Origin of the sequence: Micromonospora sp. NPDC047670 (assembly GCF_043204915.1) — a bacterium.
Lineage (GTDB): Bacteria > Actinomycetota > Actinomycetes > Mycobacteriales > Micromonosporaceae > Micromonospora.
In genome coordinates, this window is sequence record NZ_JBIDDA010000005.1 from 523790 (window position 1) to 542938 (window position 19149).

A 19149-nucleotide genomic window follows, 5' to 3' on the forward strand; every position below is an offset into this window, starting at 1 on the left:
AATGAGGCACCACCGACGGTGTCGCCGGTGAGGTGGCGGCGACGGACGCAGCCGGGCTCGCCGATGAGCCGCGTCACAGCACGCCCTGCTCACTGTGCTCGACTTCCCTATCGCTCCCTATCTGGCCTAGGTTAGGGAGCGATGAGTGAGGAAATGTACTCGGTAGAGCAGGTCGCGGAGCGGCTCGGGCTGCACGTGCGCACCGTGCGCGGCTACATCCGCGCCGGCCGGCTGAGGGCGGTGCGGATCGGCAAGCAGTACCGGATCGCCCGCGCCGACCTCGACGCGCTGACCGGGCGGGCGGAGCCGGCCCGTCCCGCCGCCGGCCCGGCGGTGGAGGTGTCGAGCATCGTGCAGATCGACGGCGTCGACCGGGCCGCGGCCGACCGGCTCGACACGCTCGTCCTGGCCGGGGCGAACACCAGCCACGACCACGGGTACCCGCTGCGCGTCCAGACCGTCCACGACGAGGAGCGACACCGCATGAAGATCGTCATAATGGGCGGTGCCGCCGCCACCGCCGAGGTGCTGCGCCTGCTCGACGCCGTGCTCGACGGCGACAACGGCCTGCTCACCGGGGAGGTCGGGGATGCCTGACGTCCTGCGGGAGCGGGCCGGGGTCCCGGTGCTGGAGTGCGACCCGGACGGCCCGCCGGTGGCCACCGAGCAGGACGCGCTGGACCTGATCGGCGCGGCCTTCCTCGGCGCACAGGTGGTGGCCCTGCCCGCGAGCCGCCTGGACGCGTCGTTCTTCGCCCTCGGCACCCGCTTCGCCGGCGAGGTCATGCAGAAGTTCGTCAACTACCGGCTGCGCCTGGTCGTCGTCGGCGACATCTCGCGACACCTCGCGGCCAGCGCGGCCCTGCGCGCCCTCGTCCAGGAGTCGAACCAGGCGGATCACGTGTGGTTCGTGCCCGACCTCGACGCGCTCGACGCCCGGCTGCGGGCCGCGACCCGCGTGACCGGGCCGACGCCAAGCTGACCGGGCGAACGCCCAGGTGACCGGGCCGCGCCCGGCGGGGCCAGGTTGACACGCCGGCCTGCCCCGCGGTTGCCGCCCGCCGCAGCGGGTAACCGGCGCGGATGAGGCCGGAGGCCGAGCCCGTGGACGTCGACGAGCCGCTCGCCGTCGACGTACCGCCCGCGCCGCACGACGCCAGCGGCGAGCGCGTGCCGATTCGCCACCTGGCCGGGCTGGCGCCGGCGGCGCGCCCCGCGCGGCGGTGGACCCCGCGCCGGGTGGTGGCCACGCCCGCCGCGCTGGAGCATCCGCACGGCCGGCGGATCGCCGACCGGGTCGAGGCCCTGGGCATCGAGGTCGAGCGGCTGCGCGCCAACCGGCTGAGCGGGCTCCGCGGCGAGACCGAGCGCGAGACGTACGCCCGGGCGAAGGCGACCATGGCGATCGTGGTCAGCCCGCCGTCGCGCCGCAAGCTGCAACCCATCGCGCCCAGCGCGGACTGGCGCGTCGACCTGGCGGAGGGCTGCCCGGCCCACTGCCAGTACTGCTACCTCGCCGGGTCGCTGTCGGGCCCGCCGGTGACGCGGGTGTACGCCGACCTGGACGACATCCTCGCCGGGCTGGCCGACTACGCCGGGCGGGGCACGGTGACCAGCCGCAACGCCGGGCGGGCCGCCGAGGGCACGACCTTCGAGGCGTCCTGCTACACCGACCCGCTGGCCCTGGAACACCTCACCGGCAGCTGGCGGCGGGCCGTGGAGCACTTCGCCGGCTGGGACGCCCCGGTGCAGCTGCGCTGGACCACCAAGTACGCCGACGTCGACACGTTCGTGGGACTGCCGCACGCCGGTCGCACCCGGGTCCGGTTCAGCGTCAACTGCCGCCCGGTCAGCGAACGGATGGAGGGCGGCACGGCCCCGGTGCCGCACCGGCTGGCGGCGCTGCGCCGCCTGGCCCTCGACGGCTACCCCGTGGGGCTGACCGTCGCGCCGATCATGCCGCTGCCCGGCTGGCGGGAGCACTACGGCGAGCTGCTCGACGCGGTGGCCGACGCCGTCGCCGGGGTGCCCGACCTCGACCTGACCGCCGAGCTGATCACCCACCGGTTCACCCCGGGCAGCAAGGAGGTGCTGCTCGGCTGGTACCCGCGCACCAGGCTGGAGATGGACGAGTCCGCCCGCAGCCGCAAGTACGGCAGGTTCGGCGCCGTCAAGTACGTCTACCCGCGCCAGACCATGGCCGAGCTGCGCTCCTGGTTCGACCGCGAGCTGGCCGCCCGGCTGCCGGCCTGCCGGGTGCTCTACTGGACCTGAGCATGGACTACGGTCGACGACCGTGGCCCTCATGCGCTGTGACTTCTACTCCGAGGTGCTCGGTCTCAGCACCTCGATGACGGTGCTCCTGCCCCAGCAGACCTCCTCGCAGATCGGCATGTCGGGCAGCGCCCCGCAGGGCGACCCGCCCGTGCTCTACCTGCTGCACGGCCTGTCCGACGACGACACGACCTGGCTGCGCCGCACCTCGATCGAGCGGTACGTGGCCCCGCTCGGCCTGGCCGTGGTGATGCCCCAGGTCGCGCGCAGCTTCTACGCCGACGAGGAGCACGGCAACCGGTACTGGACCTTCCTCAGCACGGAACTGCCGCGGCTGTGCCACGAGTTCTTCCGGCTCTCGGCACGCCGGGAGGACACCTTCGTCGCCGGGCTCTCGATGGGCGGCTACGGGGCGCTGAAGTGGGCGCTGCGCGACCCGGGCCGGTTCGCGGCGGCGGCGAGCCTCTCCGGCGCGCTCGACGTGGCCGCCCGCCACCACCACCCGACCGCGCCCCTCGACGCCGGCGTCTGGCACACCGTCTTCGGCGGTCGCACCGTGGCCGGCAGCGACGACGACACCCTCGCCCTGCTAGACCGGGCGGCCGGCGCCGACCTGCCCGCGCTCTACGTCGCCTGCGGCACCGAGGACTTCCTGTACGAGGACAACCTGACCTTCGTCGCGGCGGCCCGCGAGCGCGGCGTCCCGCTCACCGTGGACTTCTCCCCCGGCGCGCACGACTGGGCGTACTGGGACGCGAAGATCCAGGACGTGCTGGCCTGGCTGCCGCTGCGCGCCGGCGGCTGAGCGGCTCGGCCGCCGGTGGCTGACGCCGCGCTCAGGCGCTCAGCCGGCCGCGGGTCCCGCCGAGGAGCGGGCCACCGGCACGTCGAAGTAGGTGTCCGGCCAGGGCTCGTCGCGATAGCGGTAGTGCCACCACTCGCGGTCGTAGTTGACGAAGCCGCCGTCGGTCATCAACTGCCGCAGCAACCGCCGGTTGTCCCGGGCCGCGCCGGTGACCCGCGGCGAGTCGGTGTGCGCCAGCGGGTCGAAGCAGTCGAAGCCGGTGCCCATGTCGACGCTGTTGTCGCCGAACCGCTGCTCCCGGGGGGCGGTGCAGGAGACCAGCGGCTGGCCCGGGGCGTACGGGGCCTGGGTGGGGGTCGGCACGTCGACCAGGGTCAGGTCGACCGTGCTGCCCCGGCTGTGCGCGGTGGGGGCGCCGATGTACCCCTCGTCGAACAGCTTCGACTTCGCCACGCGGGGATAGAACTCCGCCTTCATCTGCTGCTCGCCGGGCTGCCTCGCCCAGGTGACGAAGTCGTCGGCGGCACGCCGGGGGCGGTAGCAGTCGTACACCTTCAGGCTCCGGCCCCGCACGAGCGCGGCGTCCTGCACCCGGCGCAGCGCCTCGGCGGCCTGCCGGGTGAGCAGACAGAGCGGTTCGGGGTAGCCGGCGATCGGCCGGCCGACGAAGTTGTGCGCGGTGGCGTACCGGATGTCGGTGCGGATCCGGGGGTCGACGTCGGTGAGGACCACGAAGCCCGGCGGGCTCGGCGCCGCGGTCGGGACCGCCGACGCCGGCGGGGACGGTGCCGCCGGCGGGGACGGTGGCGGGGACGGGGCCGGCCCGCCGCAGGCCGACGCCAGTGCCGCGATCGCCACGGCCGCCGCGACGGCCCGGGCGGCCGCGACGTTCCGGGGCCGCCGGCCGGTCCCGCCCGCGCTGTCCACGCCCCCTGTCTATCAGGGTCCGGGCGCGTCGGGCCCCGGGTCCGGCGACAGGTGTCCGCGCAGGAAGCGCAGCGCGGCCTCGTCGTCGTCGATCCCGCCCGCCTCGTGACCGTTGTACCGCCAGACCGACAGCTCCGTCGGCCCCCGGTAGGCGTCGACGGCGGCGAACACGGTCGACGGCGGGACGATCTCGTCCATCAGCGCGACGGAGAAGCGGGCCGGTGACCGGCACCGCCGGGCGAAGTTCACCCCGTCGACGTAGGCCAGGGTGGCGAGCACCCGGTCCTCGGCGTGCCGGTGGACGGCCAGGTAGTCGCGGATCTCGCGGTAGGGATAGGCGTCGGTGACCATTACGGCGCGCGGGATGTCGCACAGGAAGGGCACGCCGGCGACGACGGCCCGCAGGTCGGGTACGAGCGCGGCGACGGCGAGCGCGGCCGCGCCGCCCTGGCTGTGCCCGAGGACGGCGACCCGCGCCGGGTCGACCGCCGGCAGCTCGCGGGCGGCGTCCACCGCCCGGACGGCGTCGGTGAGGAACCGCCGGTAGTAGTACGTGCGCGGGTCCTCGACGCCCCGGGTGGTCACCCCGGGCGCCTCCGGCCCGGCGGCGGCCGGGTCCGGGGTGTCGCCCCGGCTCCAGCCCGCCCCCTGGCCCCGGGTGTCCATCTGCAGGTGCGCGAAGCCGGCGGACGCCCACAGCAGGTTCTCCAGCGGGTGCCCCCGGCCGCCGCCGTAGCCGGCGTACTGGACGACCGTGGGCAGGGGCTGCCGCGCGCCGCGCGGCAGCCGCAGCCAGGCCCGCACCGGCTGCCCCGCGAACCCGGGAAAGGTGACGTCGAGGACGTCGACGGTGGCCAGCGCGGTGCCGGCCGGCTCGGCCCGCACCGGCCACCCGCACGCCCGCGACTCGGCGAGGGTGTCGGCCCAGAACCGGTCGAAATCCTCCGGCTCCCGCACCCCGCTGCGGTACGCCCGCAGTTGCTCCTCCGGCAGGTCGGTGAGCGCCACCGCTCACCCGTGCCGGGACGTGACGGTGAACCGGGGGTGCAGGCTGCGGGTGTGGTCGACGTGCCGGGCGGGGCCGCGCAGCTCCACGGCCGCCACCAGCCGGTGGTCGGTGCTCGACGCGGAGAGCCGCAGCTCCAGCTCGCCCGGCTCGACGACGCGCCGCCCGTCGCGGCCCGTGAACGAGAACAGGTCGGCCGGCACGGCCACGTCGATCAGGCAGGCCCCGCCCGCGTCCAGCGGCACCCGGTGGTAGCCGACCAGCCGCTGCACCGGCTGGACGACCGACGCCACCGGGTCGTGGACGTACACCTGCACGACCTCGCTGCCCCAGCGGGAGCCGGTGTTGCGCAGCGTGAAGCGCAGCCGCAGCTCCCCGTCGGTCGCGGCGTACGGCTCGTCGACCACCAGCTCCGACCAGTCGAAGGTGGTGTAGCCGAGGCCGTGGCCGAAGCCGTACGCCGGCGTCGGGTCGACGTTGGAGACGTCGGTGGCCTGGCCGAGGCGCGGCGCCAGGTAGGTGCTCGGCCCGCTGCCGGGCCGGCGGGGAACGCTGACCGGCAGCCGCCCCTGGGGTTCGACGCGGCCACTGAGCACGCCCGCGATCGCCGGGGTGCCCTCCTCGCCGGGGAAGAACGACTGCACGACCGCCGCCGCCTCGTCGACGGCCCGGCCCAACGCGTACGGCCGCCCGGCCAGCAGCGTCACCACCACCGGGGTGCCGGTGTCCAGCAGCGCGTCGAGCAGGTGCTGCTGCGCGCCGGGCAGGGCCAGCGACTCCGCGTCGCAACCCTCGCCGCTGGTGCCCCGGCCGAAGAGTCCGGCCCGGTCGCCGAGCGCCGCGACCACCACGTCGGCGTCGCGGGCCGCCTCGACCGCCGCCGGCAGGCCCGAGGTGTCGGGGCCGTCGACCGACACGCCGGTCACCGTGACGACGGCGCTGTCGGGGAACTCGGCCCGCAGCGCGTCCGCCAGCGTGGGCAGCGCGATGCCGACGGGCACCTCCGGGTGGCGTGGTCCGACGTGGGCGGGGAACGAGTAGCAGCCCAGCACCGCCGTGGGGCTCTCCGCCTGCGGCCCGACGAGCGCGATCCGGGCCGGCCGGGCCAGCGGCAGGGTGCCGTCGTTGGCCAGCAGCACGACGGCCTGCTCGGCGACCTCGCGGGCGAGGGCCCGGTTGGCCGGCGGATCCAGGTCGACGGTGCCGCGCAGCGCGTCCGGGTCGGCCAGGTCCGCCCCGGCCAGGGCCGCCGGCACCGGGCTCCACCCGGGATCGAGCAGGCCGAGCTGGGCCTTCTGCGTCAGCACCCGGCGCACGGCCCGGTCGACGAACGACTCCGGCACCAGGCCGGCGGCGAGGGCCTCGCGCAGCGGCGCGCCGAACGTCTTCACGGTGGGCAGCTCGACGTCGACCCCGGCGGCCAGCGCGGCGGCGGCGGCGGCCTGCCAACCGCCGGCCACCCCGTGCAGGGTGCGCAGGAAGGCGATGCCGAAGTAGTCGGCCACCACCGTCCCGGTGAACCCCCAGGCGTCGCGGAGCAGCCCGGTCAGCAGCTCCTCGTCGGCGGCGGACGGCACGCCGTCGATGTCGGTGTAGGCGCTCATCACCGACCGCACGCCGCTCTCGCGCACCGCCATCTCGAACGGCGGGAGGATGACGTCGGCCCGCTCCCGGGGGCCCATCGACACGGGCGCGAGGTTGCGTCCGGCGCGGGAGGCCGAGTAGCCGGCGAAGTGCTTGAGGGTGGCGACGACACCCTCAGACTCCAGGCCCCGCACGTACGCCGTGGCGATCGTGCCGACCAGGTAGGGGTCCTCGCCGATGGCCTCCTCGACGCGCCCCCACCTCGCGTCGCGCACCACGTCGAGCACCGGCGCGAGCCCCTGGTGCACCCCGACGCGGCGCAGGTCGGCGCCGATGGCGGCGGCCATCCGGCCGATCAGGCCCGGGTCGAAGGTGGCGCCCCAGGACAGCGGCACCGGGTACGCGGTGGCGCCCCAGGCGGCGAAGCCGGCCAGGCACTCCTCGTGCGCGATCGCCGGGATGCCGAACCGGTTGGCGGCGGCGATGCGCTGCTGGGTGCGCAGCAGGGACAGCGCGCCCAGCGCGGGGTCGACGGGGGCGGTGCCGAACGGGCGGGTCAGCTGGCCGAGGCCGTCGTCCAGCAGCGCGTCCAGGTCGACGGGCTCCTCCATTTCGTGCTGGTACGGCGCCACCTCGCCGCCGTCGGCCGACGCGCCCACCCACACGCCGTAGAGCTGCGCGATCTTCTCCGGCAGGGTCATGGCGGCGACCAGGGCGTCGACGCGGGCCGCGACGTCCAGGGTCGGGTCGTTCCAGGTGGCGGTGTCGGGTTGGATGTCGAGGGTCACGTTGTCGGTCACTTTCCTCCCACGCCCATCAGCCCCTGCACCAGGGCCCGCCGGGCGAACAGATAGACGAGCAGGACGGGCACCATCGACAGCACGACCGCCGCCAGCAGGCCGGGAATGTCGATCCCGTGCTGCGTCTGGAAGTTGTAGAGGCCGAGCGTGATGACCTTGGTGCTGTCGGACTGGGTCAGGATGAGCGGGAACAGGAAGCCGTTCCACGCCTGGAGGGCGGAGAAGACGGCGATGGTGGCGATCCCGCCCCGCGACAGCGGCAGCACCAGTTGCAGGAAGACCCGCCCGGGTGAGGCGCCGTCGATGGCCATCGCCTCGTACAGGTCGCCGGTGATGTCCCGCATGACGCCGCTGAGGATCAGCGCGCAGACCGGCAGGGAGAACGCGGCGGTCGGCAGGATGACGCCGAGCAGGTTGTCGTAGAGGCCCGCCTTGCTGATCAGGTAGAAGATCGGCACGATGACCGCCTGCGCGGGGACGGCCAGGCCGAGCAGGAACAGCCGGAACACCTGCGAGGTGAGCCGGCTGCGGCTGCGGACGATCGCGTACGCCAACGGCGGCACGAGCAGCAGCACGAGGGCCACCACGCTCACGGTCACCACGAGGGTGTTGAGGAGGTACCGGCCGAAGCCCTCGTCGAAGGCGCCGGTGTAGTTGTCCAGCGTGAACGTGTCGGGCAGGGCGAGCGGGCCGTTGCTGCCGTACCCCTCGCGGGTCTGCACGGAGACCGCGACCATGACGTAGATCGGCAGGCCGATCAGGAGCAGCCAGAGCAGCGCGCCGAGCCCGGCGAGCCAGTTCGGACGGTGCCGCATCACAGGCCCTCCATGGTGCTGCGCATCTTGTCGTAGCCGGAGACCCGCACCACGATCAGCGAGATGACGGTGGCGACGACGACGAGGAGCAGCGCGATGGCCGCGGCGGCGCCGAAGTCGAAGCCGCGGAACGCCTGCTGGTACATGTAGTAGGCGGTGATGGTGGTGTCGGTGCCCGGCCCACCCTGGGTGAGGATCAGAACGGTGTCGAAGGTGGTCAGCCCGCCGACGACCATGAGGACGACCGAGGTGATCATGGCGTTGCGCAGCTGCGGCAGGGTGACGTGGCGGAACTGGCCCCAGCGGCCGGCCCCGTCGACCTCGGCGGCCTGGTAGAGCACCCGCGGGACCGCGCGGGCGGCGCCCTGGTAGATCAGGGTGTGGAACGGGATGAACTGCCAGCTCGCGACGAAGACCAGCACGGCGATCGCGCCGGTGCGGCTGCCGAACAGGTTGCCGTCGCCGAACAGCCAGCGGGCGTGCCCGGGCACGCCGAAGTTCGGGTCGAGCAGCGCCCGCCACAGCACCGACACGGCGGTGGCCGACAGCAGCAGCGGCAGGAAGAAGATCGCGGAGAGCACCGCGCGGTTGCGCTGCCGCCCGGCCGCCCACACCCCGATCAGCAGGCTCAGCGGGGTCTGCACCAGCACGCCGAGGGCGGTGAGCAGGACGCTCAGCCACAGGCTGTTGATCATGATGGGGTCGCGGGCGAGCCGCTGCCAGTTGTCCAGCCCGACGAACTCCGCCGAGCCGAGGCCCGCCCAGCTGGTGAAGCTGAGCACGACCACGAGAACCAGCGGGACGAGCGCGAAGAGCCCGAAGAACAGCGTCGCCGGCAGGGCCCAGGCGAAGCCCGGGCGGCCGACCGTGGGGCCGCCCGGGCGTCGTCGGGCCCGTCGCTGCTCCGGTACGGCGGGGGCGGCGAGGGTGGTGGTGGACATGGCGGCGGTCAGCCCGCCTGCAGGGACTGCATGGCCTTGATGAAGCCGTCGGCGTCCATCCGGCCGTTGCAGTACTGCTGCACGGCCTGGTGGATGGTGGTGGTGGCGGCCGGCGGGTACGCCTGGTCCCAGGAGAGCTGGAACGTCGGCGCCTCCTTGACCAGGTTGAACTGGTACTTCAGGTAGGCCGGGTTGGCGGCGCCGTCGAGGAACTTCTCGGTGTTGGTGGTGGTGGGCAGGTTGCCGATGGCCAGCTGGGCCTGGACGAACTCGTCGGAGTACTGGAGCTTGAGGAACTCCGCGACCGCCTCCGGGTGCTTGGTCTTCTTCAGCACCGAGTAGAAGTTGTTGGTGTTGCCGACCACGTTGCGCGGGTCGCCCTTGCCGCCGGGCACGCTCGGGAAGGCGCTCCAGCCGAGGCCCTCGGCGGCGAAGGTCGGGTTGGCGTCGTTGTGGGTGGAGTAGTTCCAGGAGCCCATCAGCTCGAAGCCGGCCTTGCCGCTGGCCAGCAGGTTGGGCGAGCCGCCGTCGGTGAACTTGACCGAGTCGAAGTTGGTGCCGAACGCGCCCGCCTCGGTCAGTTGCCGCAGCAGCTCCAGGGCCCGGCGGCTCTCCGGGCTCGCCCAGGCGCCCTTGTCGCCGCCGAGCGCCTTGGCGAACAGCTCGGGGCCGGCCACCCGGTCGTAGAGGTACTGGTACCACATCTGGGTCGGCCACTTGTCGCCGCCGCCGAGGGCGATCGGGGTGATCCCCTTGCCCTTGAGGGTCCGCACGGCGGACAGCAGCTCGTCCCACGTCTTCGGCGGGGTGATACCCGCGTCGGCCAGCACCTTCTTGTTGTGGAACAGCAGCACCGGCTGGGTGCCCCGCATCGGCACCCCGTACGCCTTGCCGTCGACCACGGCGGTGTTGAAGACCGAGGGCAGGAAGTTGGCCTTCAGCCCCGGGTCCTTGGCGATCATGTCGTCCAGCGGCAGCAGCAGGTTCGCCTTGACGAACGGCGTGATGCTGCCGCCGCCCCAGTTGAAGAAGATGTCCGGGGCCTGGTTGGTGTTGATGATGGTCTGCAGCTTGGTCTGGTAGTCGGCGCCGGGAATGGTGTCGAGGACCGCCTTGACCTTCGAGGTCTTGTTGAACGTGTCGACGAGCTGCTTCTCGACCTTGTTGGTGGCGTCGCCGTACACCAGGATGCGGATCTCGTCCTGGCCGCCGGCGGAGTCGTCACCGCCGCAGGCCGTCAACGGCAGCGCCAGCGCGAGGGCTGCGCCGAGAGCGGCGACCCGGGCGAGCCGCGTACGTAAAATCATGATCGACCTCTCGTGGTGGGGGTGTGGTGGGGGAAAGTCGACGCCGGCGCGACGACCGGAGCCATCCCGATAAATTTCCGGAAGACTTCCGTAACTTGTGCGAACGCTAGAACCGACCTGCCGTGTCGTCAACCCCCGTCCGTGGGGCAAGATGAGCCGACGGAACGGTTCGGCCGTTCCGGACGTTTTTCGGTGCGGACGGGTACGGTCGGCACCTCCGGCCGGTGAAGGAGACGCGGGTGGACGGCGACGACGACGGGCGCAGGGTGACCATCACCGCCATCGCACGAGAGGCCGGGGTCTCGGTGCCGACCGTGTCGCGGGTGCTCAACGGGCGGTCGGACGTGGCTCCCGACACCCGCGAACGGGTCGAGGAGCTGCTGCGCCACCACGGCTACCGGCGGCGCACCAGTCGCACGGTGACCCGCGCCGGGCTGGTCGACCTGGTCTTCAACGACCTCGACAGCCCGTGGGCCGTGGAGATCATCCGCGGGGTGGAGGACGTCGGGCACGGCGTCGGCGTCGGCACGGTGGTCTCCGCCGTCCACCGGCAGTCCACCGCCGTGCGGCAGTGGCTGCAGAACCTGCGCGCCCGCGCCACCGACGGCGTCATCTTCGTGACCTCGCACGTGAGCCCGCCGCTGCAGGCCCAGCTGCGCCGGCTCAACGTGCCCGTGGTGGTCGTCGACCCGGCCGGCGTGCCCGCGACCGACGTGCCGACCATCGGGGCCACCAACTGGGCCGGAGGGCTCGCCGCGACCGAGCACCTGCTCTCGCTCGGGCACCGGCGGATCGGCTTCGTCGCCGGGCCCACCCACCTGCTGTGCAGCCGGGCCCGCCTCGACGGCTACCGGGCCGGCCTGGAGGCGGCGGGGGTGCCGGTGGACGACGCGCTGGTGCGTCCCGGCGACTTCTACCACGCCTCCGGCTTCGCCGCCGGGGCGGCGCTGCTCGACCTCGACGAGCCCCCGACGGCGATCTTCGCCGCCAGCGACCAGATGGCGTTCGGCGTCTACGAGGCCGTCCGCCGCCGAGGGCTGCGGATCCCCGACGACGTCAGCGTCGTCGGCTTCGACGACCTGCCCGAGGCCCGCTGGGCCTCACCCCCGCTGACCACCGTCCGGCAGCCGCTGGTGGAGATGGGCCGGCTGGCCGCCCGGACGGTGCTGCGGCTGGCCCAGGGCGAGGGCATCGACTCCCCCCGGGTGGAGCTCGCCACCCACCTCGTCGTACGGGACAGCTCAGCCCCGCCGCGCCGGCCGTGACGGGCGCCGGAGCACCGGCCGCCCCGCCCGGACGTTCCCGGTAACCGGCCCGGAAGTTTCGGCGCGCGGCCGGCCACAGCACGCGCCCCGGCGTCCCGGCGCGCGGCCGATCCGGCCGGGCGGCGCCGGGAACCGGGTGCCCGCGCCGTCCCCGCCCGGCCGCACGGGGACGGCGCGAACGGTCAGTGGCGGTGGTGGTGCCGAACCGCCCGGTGGATGTCCACCGGCAGGGCGGGCGCGCCGTCGACCGGCGCCGGGTTCTCGGCCGTCGGGGCGATGCCACCGGCGGCGATCCGGTCGAGGGTGGCCAGGCCGGCGGCGTCGATCGAGCCGAAGACCGTGTAGTTGGGGCGCAGCGCCGAGTCGGACTGGACCAGGAAGAACTGGCTGCCGTTCGTGTCCGGGCCCGCGTTGGCCATGGCGAGGGTGCCGCGGGCGTAGAGCCGGCGCACGCCCGTCGGGTCGGTGGGGGCCGGCGGCAGGTCGGTGGGCAGCTCGTCGAGGTAGCGGTAACCCGGGCCACCCGAGCCGGTGCCGGACGGGTCGCCGCACTGGAGCACCTTCAGGGTCGGGTACGCGGTGAGCCGGTGGCAGGAGGTCCGGTCGTAGAAGCGGTGCCGCACCAGGTGCAGGAAGCTCTGCACGGTGCACGGAGCGGCCTCGCGGTCGAGGGTCAGCCCGATCGACCCCTGGCTGGTCCGCAACGTCACCCGCACCGTGCCCCGGTCGGGCGTACGCCTCGGGTCGGGCGGCAGCGGAACCGGCCGGGCGGCCGGTTCCTCGGGCGTCTGGGTGTAGGCGCAGGGCCCCGGGGTGACCCGCGGGTCCGCCGCCGAGCCGGTCGGCGCCTCGACCGGGGAGACGGCGGGCGCGGCCACCGCCGCGGCACCGCCACCGGTCACCAGCGCGCCCGCCACCAGGGCCACCCCGGCGAGGCGGGTCAGCGTGCGGGCCGGTCGGCGGGGTGACGCGTTCGACGGTGTGACGGGGTGCGGTCGGGGATCGCTCGACACGTGGGTCCTCCTGGACGTGTGGCACCAGAAAGACCGGAGTCTATGGAGCTGGTCGCCGGTTGTCGATCCGTCCCGCACGCGGCACACCCGGCAGCGCGCGGGCCGCCGGCCGCGTCAGGGCGTCCGGCGCCGCCCCGACCGACGCCGCCAGAGCAACGCGAGCGTCGCCAGCCCGAGCACGGCCGCCGCGAGCACGGCCGCGGGCCACCGTCGCACCAGTCCGTCCTCGAGCGGCCCGCTGGCCGCCGCCGGGCGCGGGTCGCCGGTCGCGGCGAGCGCGGGCGGCGTGGCGGCCGCCGAGACGATCAGCTCCCCCGGCTCGACCAGTCGACCGACGGCGGAGTCCCGGGGCAGCGAGAAGCCCCAGTCGAGCAGCGCGCCACCCTGCTCCCAACCGCGCGCGGGCTGCGGCTCGGCGCCCAGCAGCGTCACCACCAGCCGGCGGCCGCCCCGCTCGGCCGCCCCGACGTAGGTGTGCCGGGCGAGATCGGTGAAGCCGGTCTTGCCGCCGAGCGCCCCGGGGTAGCGGTAGATGAGCTGGTTCTCGTTCTGGATCTCGAAGCCCTTGGTCCGCTGCGCCGGCTGGGCGGGGATGCGGTGGGTCTCGGTCAGCGCGTACCGGCGGAAGGTGGGGTCGGCGAAGCAGGCCCGGGCGATCAGCGCCAGGTCGTACGCGCTGGTGAACTGGCCCTTCCCGTCGAGGCCGGACGGGGTCACCGCGTGGGTCTGCAGCGCGCCGAGCCGGTGCGCCTCCTCGTTCATCGCCCGCACGCCGCCCGCCATCCCGTCCGGGCCGCCGCCGAGGCGGGCCAGCACGTTGGCCGCCTCGTTGCCGGACTGCAGCAGCAGCCCGAGCCAGACCGTCTCGATGCGGTAGCGGCCGCCGGCGACCAGCCCGACGGCGGAGGAACCCGGCTCGATGTCCATGTCGCCGTCGGTGACGGTGACGACCTGCGCCGGATCGAGCCGGGGCAGCATGGTGGCCGCCAGGAGCAGCTTCTGCACGCTGGCCGGGGTGGCGTGCTCGTGCGGGCCGCAGCCGCCCAGCACCTGACCGGTGTCCAGGTCGGCGACCAGCCACGAGGTCGCGGTGACCGCCGGCGGCCGCGGCGCCGCGGCGGGAACGACCAGGCCGGCGGTGGCCAGCGCCGGTCCGCCCACGGCCCGCTCCCCGGGCACGGCCGGCGGCGGCGACGGGCGCGGCGGGCGGGACACCTTCGGGGCGGGCGCCCGCGGGCACGGCGTCGGCGGCACCGCGGCGGACGCCGTGGCGACGGCGGTAACGCCGGTCGGGGCGGCCGCCAGGGGGGCGGGCACGCCGGCGGCGAGGATGACGGCGGTCGCCGTGGCCGCCAGCAGCCGAACCTTCATGCCCGCACCCTAACCGGCAGGATCCGGCGTGCGGGTCGGCTTGCCGATGCTCCGGGGGCCGGCGTGACGGCGGCGTACGGATCGAGCTGCCGGCGCGGTGCGACGCGGGCCACCCACGTTCCGGGACCATCGGCCCTGCCGTCGGGCGGACCCGGCGCGGAGGCTGGCAACCGAAAGCGGTAAAGGATCTTCCGGTTTGCGCGCCGGGCACCGCCGCACCGACGGCCCCGCCCCGCACACCGGCGCGATACCCGACCCGGAAGGACGCCCCATGAGGTCCTGTACCTCAAGACGATGATCCGGGAGCGGGACAGCGTGGCCTACCGGTGGGCGTCGTGGGCGTACCACGCCGTCGCCGTGCTCGCCGCCGCGCTCTGGGCACCGGCGCCGGTCGCCGTGGTCTTCGCGATGCTGCTGGCCCGGGCCGCCCTGCTGCCCGGACACCGGCTCGCGCCGAAGCGGGTGGGGCTGGTCGAGACGGCGTGCATCCTGCTGGTGCTGGCGGCGCTCATGCGGTGACCGGCCCGCCCGGCGCCCGGCGCGGGTCGGTCGCGCAGCCCGCGTCCCGGTCGGCCGCGGGCCGCCGCGTCGGTTGGCTCACAAGCCGTTGCCTGCGGCGGCCCCACCGACTAGAACCGGATCACGATCGCCCGGACGTCCCGGCGACGGTGGCGAGGTGATGGCCGTGGCTCTGATCTCCTACGACGACACCGACGCGGCCGCCTTCGCGGCCGGCCGGGAGCTGCCGCGCAGCGGGCTGGACCGGTGGCGGCACGCGGTCGGACAGCACCTGCGCCGGCGGGCCGGCACGACCGTGCTCGACCTCGGCGCCGGCACGGGGGCGTGGGCCGGCGCCTTCACCGACTGGTTCGGCGTGCGGGTGGTGGCGGTGGAGCCCGCCGCGGCGATGCGTTCCCACGCCGCCCACCGGCCGATGCTCGCCGGTGACGCGGCCGCGCTGCCGCTGCGCGACTCGACGATGGACGCCGCCTGGCTGTCCACGATGATCCACCACGTGCCCGACCTGGACGCGGCGGCCCGCGAGCTGCGGCGGGTGCTGCGCCCGGGCGCACCGGTGCTGATCCGCTCGCCGTTCCCCGGCCGACACCAGCGGATCGCCCTGTTCCACTGGTTCCCCGAGGCCGTCCGGGTGCTGCGGCGCTACCCCGACCTGGCGCGGGTGCGCTCGGCGTTCGCGGCGGCCGGGTTCCCCGTGAGCAGCGTCGAGCCGGTCGCCCAGACCACCGCCGCCTCGCTGGCGGAGCTCGCGGAGCGCCTCGAACGCCGGGCCCACACCCCGCTCCAGTTGATCACCGACGAGGAGTACGCCGACGGCCTGGCCCGGCTCCGGGCCGCGGCCGGCGCGGCGAGCGGCCCGGTCGTCGACCACCTCGACCTGCTGGTGCTGCGCTGAGCCAGCCCGGCAGAGTCGGGTCGCGGTGGCGCGGGTGGTCGTGCGGCGCCCCCCGAGGGCCGCAGCCGCAGCAGCCTGCCCGCCCGGGCCGCCGACTCACCGCGTGAGCCGATACAGCTCACCGCCCCGGGCGTAGTACATGACGCCGGCCGCGTCCATGGTCCAGACGTCGCTGGTCCCGGTGGCCAGCTTCTGCACCGACAGGGTGTCGGGGTCCACACAGGCCACCGTGGTACGGAAGTTGCCGCACACCGCGCCGTCCGGCGCGACCGCCAGGTGGTCGCTGCGCCAGACGTGACTGACGTTCCAGTCGAACGGCTCCACCTCCACCGTGTCGACCACGGTCCGGCTCACCGGGTCGAACTCGAAGAGGGTGCCGACCGTCGATCCCCAGATCCGGCCGTCCGGCGCCACGATCAGCCTGGTGATCGCCTTGGCGCCGGGGATCGCGGCGCCCTCCCAGACCTTCGTCCGGGTCGCCGGATCCCAGAGGAAGAGCTTCGCCTCCGTCCGCGTCGGGGCGACGCCGAGCCCACCCCAGATCCCGGTGCCGCCGAGCACCAGGCTCCCGACGGTGGTCAGGGCGGTGACGCTCTGCTCGGGCACGACGTCGCGGTACACCTCCTTCGCCCCGGTGGCGGGGTCGACGAGGGCCAGCGCCCCGCCGAGCTGGCCGTACTCGGGGATCGTGCCGAAGGCGACGCGGTCGCCGACCCCGGTGACGGCGAACGGCCGGTCCTGGTGATCCGCGCCGAGTGACCCGAACTGCCGCGGGTTGCTGCCGCGTACGACGGGCCTGGCCGGATCGAGCTCGAACAGGTTCGCCCCCGGGTACACGCCGGCGTAGATCCTGCCCCGGTACGAGAGCAATCCCTCGGCCTGGCCCAGTGCCCCGGGGTTCTCGCTGAAGGCCCCGGTCACGGGGTCGTAGGAGGTGATCCCGCCGCTCGGGTAGGCGCTGGAGAAGATTCTGCCGTCCGGGCCGGCCTCGATCGTCTGCAACTGGGCGGGCAGCCCCTTGACCCCGGCGGAGACGACCTTCTTGGCCCCGGTCTGCGGGTTGTAGTAGGACAGGTTGCCGCTCAGGCTGATCGTGACGAGCGTCCTGCCGGGCCACTCCGCGTCGGCCAGGTGCGCCCAGCCGAATCCGCGGGCGGTGCCGAACCCGGTGAAGTCGGTCGGGGTGAGCGTGCCGGCGTCCAGGTTGTACGCCATCAGGCGGCCGGCCGACGAGCCGAAGTAGACGTTCTTCTTCGCGTCCGGCGGGGAGAAGTTCAGGCCGGCGGCGGTACCGAGTTCGGCGATCCACCGGCCGGCCTTCAGGTCGTGCACCAGCACCCGGTTGCTGTTGGCGAGCCGGACGAAGAGCGTGTGCTGGTGTACGTCGAGGTCGTAGACGAACTGCTCGGCGCGGTACTGCTCGGGCAGCGGGATCTCGCGTCGCTCGCCGGATTCGATGTCGACCTCGACGAGCCGGGCCACCGTGCCCAGGCCCGCGTAGACCTTGCCGTTGGCGACGCCGATGCTGCGCACGTACTGCTCACCCGGCCAGATCTGGCCGTAGTCGCGCACGGCGCCGGTGCGGTGGTGGAACGAGTAGACCTTTCCGGTGGGGAAGGTGCCGACGAAGACCCGCTCCCCGTCGTTCGCCAGGCGCCACGTCGTGGTCTCCCCCGGCGCCGGCGAGCCCAGGTCCTCCACGTGGTCGGCGCCGGGTCGGTAACGGAACAACTTGCTGTCGGCGCCGATGTAGGCGGTGCCGTCGGGGGTGACGGTGCCGCCCCAGGAACCGCCGGCGCCGGGCAGCGGCAGGGCCCGCAGCACGGTCGCGGTGCGCGTGTCGATGACGTTCAGCACCCCTGTGGTCCCGCGCGCCACGGCGTACGCGTAGTCGCCGGCCGGCGTGGAGCCGAAGGTCGCCCCGTAAATCGCCAGGTTGTGGTGCGGCACGCCGACGAGGGTCTCGGTCGGCGCGGCGGCCACGGCAGGCGCACCCGGCACGGCTGCGGTGGCGACCAGGGTGGCCAGGACGGCGACCGACGCCAGGCGGCGACGCTGCTGGAGAGGCATAGGCAGTCCCTTCTACGACTTACGGCCATCACCGTAAGTCTCGATCCATTGATGGTCAACCACGCGAAGTGACAGACACAAGGGAACGGGTGCGCCTCATCCTCGCCGGATAGGGCTTACGGTCGCGGCCCTTATCCGCGCGGGAGCGCCCGTCCCGACGCGCGCCCGGCCGGACATCGACGGCCACGCACCCGGCCCCACGACACCCGCTCGACCACGACCGACCGCCGGCGGCGCGTCCGCCGGCCGCTGGCGGGCATCACGCCGAGGCCCACCACCACCCTCGTCGACAGGCCGATGGCGACCGGCACGACGGCCAATGCTCAGTGGTCAGCCTCGTAGGTTCGTCGGGGGTCTACTGTGGAACGGGTCGTGTGCGTGGGAATCCCGTGATCGCTGAAGGTGTTGCGCCACCCGTCAGCAGCAGTCGTGTGAAGGGCTCTCCCGTGCGTGCCATACAGATCGATCGCTTCGGCACACCCGACGTGCTCAGTCTCGTCGAGGCTCCCCAGCCTGAACCGGGTCCCGAGGAGGTGGTGATCCGGACAGTCGCGACCAGCATCAATCCGGTCGACGACAAGACGCGGGAGGGCGCCATCGGCGAGGGAACACCCCCGCTGCCGATGACGCTCGGATGGGACCTGGCCGGCATCGTGGTCGACGGCGGCAGCAGCGGTCTGCGCGCCGGGGAACGCGTCATCGCGATGTCGCACCAGCTCAGTTCCGGCCGGGGAACCTGGGCCGATCTGGTCGCGCTTCCGGCGCAGGCGGTAGCCGCCGCGCCGGAGGCGGTCAGCCTGGTCGAGGCAGCCACCCTGCCGCTTGCCGGGCTGACGGCCTTGCAGACGCTGGACTGGCTCGCGGTGTCTGCCGGGGAGCGGCTGCTGGTCGCCGGTGCCGCAGGTGCGGTCGGAGGGCTGGCACTGCAGATCGCTCGCGCACGCGGCATCGAAGTCGACGCTCTGGTGTCCAGGGACGCGCAGGTCGCGTTCGCCCATGGCCACGGCGCGGGCCTCGTCGCCACCGACAGCAGCGATCTTCAGGAGCGCAGCTATGACGCGGTCTTCGACACCTTCGGGGCTTTCGTGACCGAAGCCGTGGCCGACGGCGGCCGATATGCGTCGATCGCCACCCAAGCCGGGCCGGTCCCCGACCTGTCCGCACGCGGTGTCCGCACCACCGTCAACCAGGTGCGGGAGGATGGCGCGGGACTGAACGAGCTCACCAGGCTCGTCGACCGCGGCTCTTTGCACCTGCGCGTGCACTCCACCTTCGGCCTGCACGAGATCCAGGCCGCACACGAACGCTTCCTCCAAGGCAGCCTGGCAGGGAAGATCACCGTGACCTTCTGAGACTTCTGATCCTCCGGCGCACCCTGGCCGGAGGTCCAGGGAGCCCCGGAGTTCGACCACCTGGACGGGATTTGAGGCTTTGCCTGTCTCCCGCCGAGCACATCCGCACGAGTGGCGGCGAAACGTTCTACGGGCAGTTCAATGAGACGATTGAAGGCGACCAGAGGCATCCGGCCGCCCGCCCCGGGCACCTCCCTGCGCCCGT

Annotated in this window: 16 protein-coding genes and 1 pseudogene; 8 read left to right on the top strand and 9 right to left on the bottom strand. The window is 73.9% G+C overall.

Translation table 11 applies throughout. The features are described 5' to 3' along the window. The first annotated feature begins 141 nt into the window (after positions 1 to 141). The 4 genes from ACGF7U_RS16005 (at position 142) to ACGF7U_RS16020 (ending at position 3079) form a co-directional block, all read left to right on the top strand. The gene (locus ACGF7U_RS16005) at positions 142 to 597 is read left to right on the top strand and encodes a helix-turn-helix domain-containing protein (RefSeq protein WP_393107106.1); all 456 of its coding nucleotides are present in this window, start codon (positions 142 to 144) and stop codon (positions 595 to 597) included. Continuing rightward, on the top strand, positions 590 to 982 hold the full coding sequence (locus ACGF7U_RS16010) for a DUF4180 domain-containing protein (protein WP_393107108.1): 393 nt from the start codon (positions 590 to 592) through the stop codon (positions 980 to 982). Before ACGF7U_RS16005 ends, ACGF7U_RS16010 begins: the two co-directional genes overlap by 8 nt. A 101-nt stretch (positions 983 to 1083) precedes the next feature. After that, positions 1084 to 2274 (top strand): spore photoproduct lyase family protein, encoded by a 1191-nt coding sequence (locus tag ACGF7U_RS16015; protein WP_393107110.1) that lies wholly within the window; start codon positions 1084 to 1086, stop codon positions 2272 to 2274. 22 nt (positions 2275 to 2296) lie between these two features. Beyond that, positions 2297 to 3079 (top strand): alpha/beta hydrolase, encoded by a 783-nt coding sequence (locus ACGF7U_RS16020; protein ID WP_393107112.1) that lies wholly within the window; start codon positions 2297 to 2299, stop codon positions 3077 to 3079. A 39-nt stretch (positions 3080 to 3118) separates the two neighbouring features. On the opposite strand, the gene ACGF7U_RS16025 is transcribed toward ACGF7U_RS16020, so the two are convergent. The 6 genes from ACGF7U_RS16025 to ACGF7U_RS16050 are packed head-to-tail and all read right to left on the bottom strand — an operon-like array spanning position 3119 to position 10459. Beyond that, positions 3119 to 4006, bottom strand: a complete 888-nt coding sequence (locus tag ACGF7U_RS16025) for a M15 family metallopeptidase (RefSeq protein WP_393107114.1) — start codon at positions 4004 to 4006, stop codon at positions 3119 to 3121. Between the two features lie 12 nt (positions 4007 to 4018). Beyond that, a complete protein-coding gene (locus ACGF7U_RS16030; RefSeq protein WP_393107117.1) occupies positions 4019 to 5014 on the bottom strand; it encodes an acetylxylan esterase in 996 nt (331 codons plus the stop codon). 3 nt (positions 5015 to 5017) lie between these two features. Then, positions 5018 to 7396, bottom strand: coding sequence for a beta-glucosidase (locus ACGF7U_RS16035; protein WP_393107119.1), 2379 nt, complete (start codon positions 7394 to 7396; stop codon positions 5018 to 5020). Continuing rightward, positions 7393 to 8211 (bottom strand): carbohydrate ABC transporter permease, encoded by an 819-nt coding sequence (locus ACGF7U_RS16040; protein WP_393107121.1) that lies wholly within the window; start codon positions 8209 to 8211, stop codon positions 7393 to 7395. The genes ACGF7U_RS16035 and ACGF7U_RS16040 overlap by 4 nt, the downstream gene beginning before the upstream one ends. Beyond that, the gene (locus ACGF7U_RS16045; RefSeq protein ID WP_393107124.1) at positions 8211 to 9152 is read right to left on the bottom strand and encodes a carbohydrate ABC transporter permease; all 942 of its coding nucleotides are present in this window, start codon (positions 9150 to 9152) and stop codon (positions 8211 to 8213) included. Before ACGF7U_RS16045 ends, ACGF7U_RS16040 begins: the two co-directional genes overlap by 1 nt. Before the next feature lie 8 nt (positions 9153 to 9160). Beyond that, the gene (locus ACGF7U_RS16050) at positions 9161 to 10459 is read right to left on the bottom strand and encodes an extracellular solute-binding protein (RefSeq protein ID WP_393107126.1); all 1299 of its coding nucleotides are present in this window, start codon (positions 10457 to 10459) and stop codon (positions 9161 to 9163) included. 218 nt (positions 10460 to 10677) lie between these two features. On the opposite strand from ACGF7U_RS16050, the pseudogene ACGF7U_RS16055 reads away from it, so the two are divergent. Then, positions 10678 to 11724 (top strand): annotated as a pseudogene (locus tag ACGF7U_RS16055) (LacI family DNA-binding transcriptional regulator); the annotation flags it as partial. Between the two features lie 182 nt (positions 11725 to 11906). Here ACGF7U_RS16055 and ACGF7U_RS16060 read toward each other — a convergent pair. Beyond that, a complete protein-coding gene (locus ACGF7U_RS16060; protein ID WP_393107128.1) occupies positions 11907 to 12737 on the bottom strand; it encodes a peptidylprolyl isomerase in 831 nt (276 codons plus the stop codon). Positions 12738 to 12851: 114 nt separating this feature from the next. Continuing rightward, a complete protein-coding gene (locus tag ACGF7U_RS16065; protein WP_393107130.1) occupies positions 12852 to 14108 on the bottom strand; it encodes a D-alanyl-D-alanine carboxypeptidase family protein in 1257 nt (418 codons plus the stop codon). 294 nt (positions 14109 to 14402) lie between these two features. Between ACGF7U_RS16065 and ACGF7U_RS16070 the strand changes: the two genes are divergently transcribed. Beyond that, on the top strand, positions 14403 to 14627 hold the full coding sequence (locus ACGF7U_RS16070) for a hypothetical protein (protein ID WP_393107132.1): 225 nt from the start codon (positions 14403 to 14405) through the stop codon (positions 14625 to 14627). 166 nt (positions 14628 to 14793) lie between these two features. After that, entirely contained in the window at positions 14794 to 15522 is a 729-nt protein-coding gene (locus tag ACGF7U_RS16075; protein ID WP_393107134.1) for a class I SAM-dependent methyltransferase, read from the top strand. Positions 15523 to 15618: 96 nt separating this feature from the next. Here ACGF7U_RS16075 and ACGF7U_RS16080 read toward each other — a convergent pair whose 3' ends face one another. Beyond that, positions 15619 to 17592 carry a hypothetical protein gene (locus ACGF7U_RS16080; protein WP_393107137.1) on the bottom strand — a complete coding sequence of 658 codons (1974 nt, stop codon included), beginning with the start codon at positions 17590 to 17592 and terminating at the stop codon, positions 15619 to 15621. A 389-nt stretch (positions 17593 to 17981) separates the two neighbouring features. On the opposite strand from ACGF7U_RS16080, the gene ACGF7U_RS16085 reads away from it, so the two are divergent. Next, on the top strand, positions 17982 to 18944 hold the full coding sequence (locus tag ACGF7U_RS16085) for an NADP-dependent oxidoreductase (protein WP_393107139.1): 963 nt from the start codon (positions 17982 to 17984) through the stop codon (positions 18942 to 18944). The last annotated feature ends 205 nt before the right edge of the window (positions 18945 to 19149 follow it).

Coding starts and splice junctions, on each gene's coding strand:
- ACGF7U_RS16005 (WP_393107106.1), top strand. CDS start 142: ATGAGTGAGGAAATGTACTCGGTAGAGCAGGTCGCGGAGCGGCTCGGG.
- ACGF7U_RS16010 (WP_393107108.1), top strand. CDS start 590: ATGCCTGACGTCCTGCGGGAGCGGGCCGGGGTCCCGGTGCTGGAGTGC.
- ACGF7U_RS16015 (WP_393107110.1), top strand. CDS start 1,084: ATGAGGCCGGAGGCCGAGCCCGTGGACGTCGACGAGCCGCTCGCCGTC.
- ACGF7U_RS16040 (WP_393107121.1), bottom strand. CDS start 8,211: ATGCGGCACCGTCCGAACTGGCTCGCCGGGCTCGGCGCGCTGCTCTGG.
- ACGF7U_RS16045 (WP_393107124.1), bottom strand. CDS start 9,152: ATGTCCACCACCACCCTCGCCGCCCCCGCCGTACCGGAGCAGCGACGG.
- ACGF7U_RS16050 (WP_393107126.1), bottom strand. CDS start 10,459: ATGATTTTACGTACGCGGCTCGCCCGGGTCGCCGCTCTCGGCGCAGCC.
- ACGF7U_RS16065 (WP_393107130.1), bottom strand. CDS start 14,108: ATGAAGGTTCGGCTGCTGGCGGCCACGGCGACCGCCGTCATCCTCGCC.
- ACGF7U_RS16070 (WP_393107132.1), top strand. CDS start 14,403: ATGATCCGGGAGCGGGACAGCGTGGCCTACCGGTGGGCGTCGTGGGCG.
- ACGF7U_RS16080 (WP_393107137.1), bottom strand. CDS start 17,592: ATGCCTCTCCAGCAGCGTCGCCGCCTGGCGTCGGTCGCCGTCCTGGCC.